Here is a 5,151-nt window from a genome sequence, read left to right as displayed (position 1 = left end):
ATCTATATTTTGGATTTGGACGATATTGTTCAGAACGATTTTTGGAAAGATGATATATGCGGCTTTTTTTTCTTTTGACACTACTGCTTTTCCACGTTTCGATGGATGCCCGTGACACCTGTGCGAAGGTCACGTTGATCGGCAAGACGAAAACACACAAGCCTCTGCGACTTTGTGTCGAAGCACTCGAAAAGGGACTGCCCTACATCGAAGAGAGGGTCTACAATCCCTATGAAAAACGGGCCGATCGCTATGGAGGCGTACCTCTGGACAAATTTGTCGAAAAATTCGGCGACAGCGATGTCAAGGCATTGAAATTTACCGCCATCGACGACTACGAAACGACCATTCGGAGAGAGGATTGGGAAGCGATACGCATCATTCTCTCCACACAGATGAACGGCCACTACATTGCCTATGCCCAGAAAGGGCCTCTGCGCATTGTCTTTCCCGATTTCGACCCGGCCCAGGAGCGTTACCGCCTCAATCTTCCCAACTGGATCTGGATGATCAAAACCATCGAGTTCAAATAGCGGGGGGATCGTGAAAAAAAGTTTCATTTTCATCGTGTCGCTTCTGCTATTTGTCGCGACACTCTTTTACATCTTTTCCATCGACAAATCCCCCGAGCAGGTGGGCCGTACGGACAAGATGCTCCTGGAGACCAACAAAGTCCGCTTTCTTTTCAAGGTGGAGGTGCTTCTTCAGAAGGGATTTCTCTCCTATCTCTTCGCACTTCAGAAGAACGATGAGACGATGCTCTACGATGCGCTGGACTACCTCGAAGCCGCCCGCGGTTTTCTCAGCACCGAATATATGAATTACGACCGTCTTTCGCGAACCATCGACCCGATGATCGTCGAAATGGTCGACACCATCGAAACCAGGGGACTCGCCATCGGCCAGGAGGAGCTGCTGGAGCTTTTCCATGTTCTCAACCGGATCATCAAGCAGTGTTCCATCGCCGAAAAGAATGTCTGGATCGAGTTTCAGCAGGATCTGGTCGCTTTTCAGGCCACACAGGCACGCATCTCCAATATCTACAAACTCTTCGCCTTTGTCTTCGCCGTACTCCTGGTGGCGGCTCTGTGGCTCTACCTTCGGCAGAAGAACCTCACCAATCTACTGCATGCCAAAGAGAAAGATCTGGAAAAGATCGCCTTTTTCGACACATTGACACAGATTCCCAACCGTACCTATATCGAAAAGCTTCTGCAACGGGCCATTCAGATCGCCCGGCGGGAAAAGGGCTCCTTCTACATCGCCATCATCGACCTGGACGATTTCAAAAAGATCAACGACACCTATGGCCACAATACCGGAGACCGGGTCCTGGTGGAGAGCATCCGGCGGATCGAATCGGTACTGCGCCCCGACGACACCATCGGCCGGCTGGGCGGAGACGAGTTTCTCATCATCTTCAACGGCACTCTGGAACCTTACGACCTCAAATCGATTCTCGACCGCATCGAAAAGGTCTTCGAAAAACCGATCCATATCGACGATATCGAATACTACAGTACCGTCAGCATCGGTATCTCCAACTTTCCCCACGACGCCGAGGATTTCTCCACTCTCATCAAATACGCCGACATCGCGATGTACCAGGCGAAATCGAACGGCAAAAACCAGTATCACCTCTTCGATGCCGAACTGAGTGCATGGCTGGAAGAGGAGTATCGTCTGGAGACGGAGATACGCACGGCTATCGCAAACGGAGAATTCCGCCTCTTCTATCAGCCAAAAATCGACACCGAAAGCGGAAAAATTATCGGATGCGAAGCGCTGGTACGGTGGATGCACCCCAAAAAAGGGCTTCTCTCACCTGCCGATTTCATCCACGTCATCGAGCAGGGTTTCATGGTCAGAGAGTTCGGGGAGTGGGTGATTTCCGAAGCGGCCAGGCAGCATGCCCTCTGGCGTGCCATCGATCCCGACCTATCCATGGCGGTCAACCTCTCCGTCAGACATATCGTCTCCCATACGTTTTACGACGACATGCGGCAGCTTGTGGAGCGTCTCGACATCGATCTGAAACATTTTATTTTCGAAATCACCGAGTACGAGTTGATGAGCTATAAAAACCGTACCATCGACACCCTTCGGCGTCTCGCGGACGAAGGGTGGAAATTTCACCTGGACGATTTCGGAACGGGCTACTCTTCGATCACCTATCTCGAAAACCTTCCGATCCAGGCGGTCAAAATCGACAAAAGCTTCGTCGACAAAATCATGCCGGAAAATCGTGAAAAACTCCTCGTCGACGCCATTGTCGATCTCGCCCACGCACTGGATATCACCACCATCGCGGAGGGGGTCGAAAACGAGTACCAGTTTCGCTATCTCGAGAAACTCGGCTGCAAAGCGATACAGGGATACTACTTCAGCCGGCCTCTCGAACCGGAAGCGTTCGAAAAACTCATCGAGGAGTCACAGCCATTGCATCCGATCACGTCAATGCCGTAACGACAAGATAAGCGGAATTATCTGTTTTCGAGATAGTCGACGACTTTGCTCAGCACGCCGTGGGCGTTGTTGTAGTGTTCGATGCCGATCGATTTGACGAACTTTTTTCCATCTTTTTCGAAAACGGTGTTGTGGAAATCGATATATTTGTGCGTGCCATCTTTGCAGAGGATGTCGTTTTCGAAAGTGGTATAGCTTCCCGATCCGGCCAGGACCTCTTCGAAAACTTTTTTGATCGTCTCTTCGTATGCGGTATCGATGAAGATTTCGAACCAGTTTTTGCCAATCAACTCTGTGGGTTCGTACTGGACATTTTCCAGCGTAATATCGATATCTACGATAGTGGCCCGATCGTCCAGGATTACGAGAAGATAGGGGATCTCTTCTGGTCCAACAATCAATTTTTCGCCTTCACTGAATCTTTTTAAATTTCACATTATACAATTTAAAACGGGTTTCTTCAAATTTTTTCGTTTCCGACCCTGCATTCACGATCGGCGGGAGGTCAACCGCTTCAGCACCGAGAGAAACTCCCGTTCCGACTCTTCGAGCGACGCTTCGATCTGCCGGATTTCGTTTCGGTATTTCGGCAGGTAGTAGTTTTTCAGAGCGTTGACCCGGACGACCGTTTTTTTGAGCTCTTCGGCGAGCCGCCACACCTTGATTTCGACGGAGGAGAGTTCGAGGATGAGTTCCATCGCTTTGGAGAAAGAGACACGGGCGATATCGAGATAGAGGGTGTCGGAAGTGTACCCCAGGGGAAGCTCTTTCTCTTTTCGCCTGAAACGGACCTCCGGGACGACGATGCCGATGAAGCTTTTGGGCACCACTTCGATGGAGCCTTCCGGCCTCACCAGGCGGCTCTCCAGTTCGACCCGCTCGAAGCCGCTCTCCATGAACGCCTTGACGAGCTGGCGATAACTCTTCTGCACCAGTTCGTCGACCCGTTTGCGCTTTTCGTCGACTTCGTCGAGCAGGGTCATGATCTCGCGGAGGATAATATTGCGTTTCTGCTCGAGGATCTCCTCGCCTCCTGCCGCGACGTCGTATTCGGTCCGCAGCTCCAGCAGAGCGGTCTTACTCTTCTGCATGGCCGATATGCCTTTCGATATCTTCGGGCTTGAGACGGGTCAGCTCCTGCACCGGCAGCGTCTTCAGCAGCCGCCATCCGATCGCGAGCGTCTCCTTCAGCGGCCGGTTTTCGCTGCTATCCTGCGCCAGAAACTCCGCTTCGAACGCCCGGCCGAAGGCGAGATATTTTTTGTCGACTTCCGATATCTCCTCCTCCCCGACGATGGAGGCGAGCATCTGTGCCCGTTTGGCCTTGGCGTAGGCGGCGTAGAGCTGGTTCGCCTCGCGCTGGTGCACCTTGTCGATTCCCTTGTTCATGAGGCGTGAAAGTGAGGGCAGAACGTTGATAGGCGGGTAGAGGCCCGTCTGGTGCAGTGAGCGGTCAAGGACGATCTGTCCCTCCGTGATGTAGCCCGTCAGGTCGGGAATGGGGTGGGTGATATCGTCGTCGGGCATCGTCAGCACCGGTATCTGGGTCAAAGACCCCTCCCTTCCTTTCAGGATCCCGGCACGCTCGTAGATCGTCGCCAGGTCGCTGTACATATAGCCGGGATACCCTTTTCGGCTCGGGATCTCTTCGCGCCTGGCGGAGATCTCCCGGAGGGCGTCGCAGTAGTTGGCCATGTCGTAGAGCACGGCGACCACATGGTACCCCTTTTCGAACGCCAGGAATTCCGCCAACGTCAGAGCACATCGAGCCAGCAGCAGAGCGTTGACGCTCGGTTCGTCGGCACGGTTGATGAAGACGGCCGTGTTTTTCTGCTGGCCGCTTCCCAGAATGTTGCGGATGAAGAAATCGGCGTTTTCGTGTTTGATGCCGATGGCGGCGAAGACGACGGCGCTCTTCTCCCCTGCCGAGCCGATCTGCCGGACAATCTGCGCCACCAGTTCGTCGGTCGCCAGCCCCGACAGCGCGAAAATGGGAAGTTTCTGTCCCTGCACCAGCGTGTTGAGCCCGTCGATCGCGCTGATGCCGGTATGGACGAAAGAGCGGGGGTGCACACGCCAGGCGGGATTGTAGGCCGATCCGGTAATATCCATCCGCTTTTCCGACACGACGGGCCCCATTCCGTCGATCGGCTCCGAAAAGGCATTGAAGGCGCGTCCGAGCATCGATTCGTCGACACCCGTCATGAAGGGTTCGCCGCTGAATTTGACCCGCAGCTCCTCCACTCCCAGGTCGTAGCTGTTTCCGAGCACTTCGATGAGCGTGACCTTCTCGTCGACCGCCGCGACACGGCCGAAGAGCTCCTTCTCTCCATGCCGTACAAGCACCTTTTCGCCGTAACCGACGCCCTCCACCGTCTCGAAGAAGAGCAGGTTGCCTTTGATTCTGACCGCCCCTTTGTACTCTACGAACATCTCATTTTCCATAGGTTTCGAGCAGGGTTTCGTACCGCTGCGTCATCGTCTCGAGCAGTGTGTCGTACCGCTCAGCCTCGCTGTTGGGAATCTCGAATTTGGAACGGGCGAACTCCGAGACGACCGATTCGCTCTTGAGCACGTCGACCGGTATCTGCGCTCTGGTCTGGCACATTCGCCACAACCGATGAATCTCTCTGAGAATCTTCGCCATCTTCACCATACGTTCCGGTGTCGAATAGGCATCGATCT

The 5,151-nt window shown here is 53.7% G+C and carries 6 protein-coding genes; 2 read left to right on the top strand and 4 right to left on the bottom strand.

Translation table 11 applies throughout. From position 1 onward, the window contains the following. The first annotated feature begins 56 nt into the window (after window positions 1-56). Together Q1K24_RS09160 and Q1K24_RS09155 are read left to right on the top strand one after the other, a co-directional pair. Window positions 57-533, top strand: coding sequence for a molybdopterin-dependent oxidoreductase (locus Q1K24_RS09160; protein WP_300369221.1), 477 nt, complete (start codon window positions 57-59; stop codon window positions 531-533). A gap of 10 nt (window positions 534-543) precedes the next feature. Next, window positions 544-2,466: an EAL domain-containing protein gene (locus tag Q1K24_RS09155; RefSeq protein ID WP_300369218.1), complete on the top strand. Its 1,923-nt coding sequence runs from the start codon at window positions 544-546 to the stop codon at window positions 2,464-2,466. Window positions 2,467-2,483: 17 nt separating this feature from the next. Here the strand turns inward: Q1K24_RS09155 and Q1K24_RS09150 are convergent, their stop codons facing one another. From Q1K24_RS09150 to Q1K24_RS09135, 4 genes are all read right to left on the bottom strand, one after another. Continuing rightward, window positions 2,484-2,867: a PAS domain-containing protein gene (locus tag Q1K24_RS09150; RefSeq protein ID WP_300369215.1), complete on the bottom strand. Its 384-nt coding sequence runs from the start codon at window positions 2,865-2,867 to the stop codon at window positions 2,484-2,486. An 87-nt stretch (window positions 2,868-2,954) separates the two neighbouring features. Next, complete coding sequence (locus Q1K24_RS09145) at window positions 2,955-3,557, bottom strand: V-type ATP synthase subunit D (protein ID WP_300369212.1); 603 nt, start codon at window positions 3,555-3,557, stop codon at window positions 2,955-2,957. Next, entirely contained in the window at window positions 3,544-4,899 is a 1,356-nt protein-coding gene (locus Q1K24_RS09140) for a V-type ATP synthase subunit B (RefSeq protein WP_300369209.1), read from the bottom strand. Before Q1K24_RS09140 ends, Q1K24_RS09145 begins: the two co-directional genes overlap by 14 nt. A gap of 1 nt (window position 4,900) precedes the next feature. Next, window positions 4,901-5,151 (bottom strand): hypothetical protein (locus Q1K24_RS09135; RefSeq protein WP_300369206.1); only part of this gene is annotated, 251 nt, incomplete at its 5' end.

Source organism: Hydrogenimonas sp., from assembly GCF_029932565.1.
Taxonomy (GTDB): domain Bacteria; phylum Campylobacterota; class Campylobacteria; order Campylobacterales; family Hydrogenimonadaceae; genus Hydrogenimonas.
This window is presented reverse-complemented; position numbering and strand designations above follow the sequence as displayed.

What these genes read in the sequence shown, in the direction of transcription:
- Q1K24_RS09160 (WP_300369221.1), top strand. Translation starts at nt 57, where the DNA reads ATGCGGCTTTTTTTTCTTTTGACACTACTGCTTTTCCACGTTTCGATG.
- Q1K24_RS09145 (WP_300369212.1), bottom strand. Translation starts at nt 3,557, where the DNA reads ATGCAGAAGAGTAAGACCGCTCTGCTGGAGCTGCGGACCGAATACGAC.
- Q1K24_RS09140 (WP_300369209.1), bottom strand. Translation starts at nt 4,899, where the DNA reads ATGTTCGTAGAGTACAAAGGGGCGGTCAGAATCAAAGGCAACCTGCTC.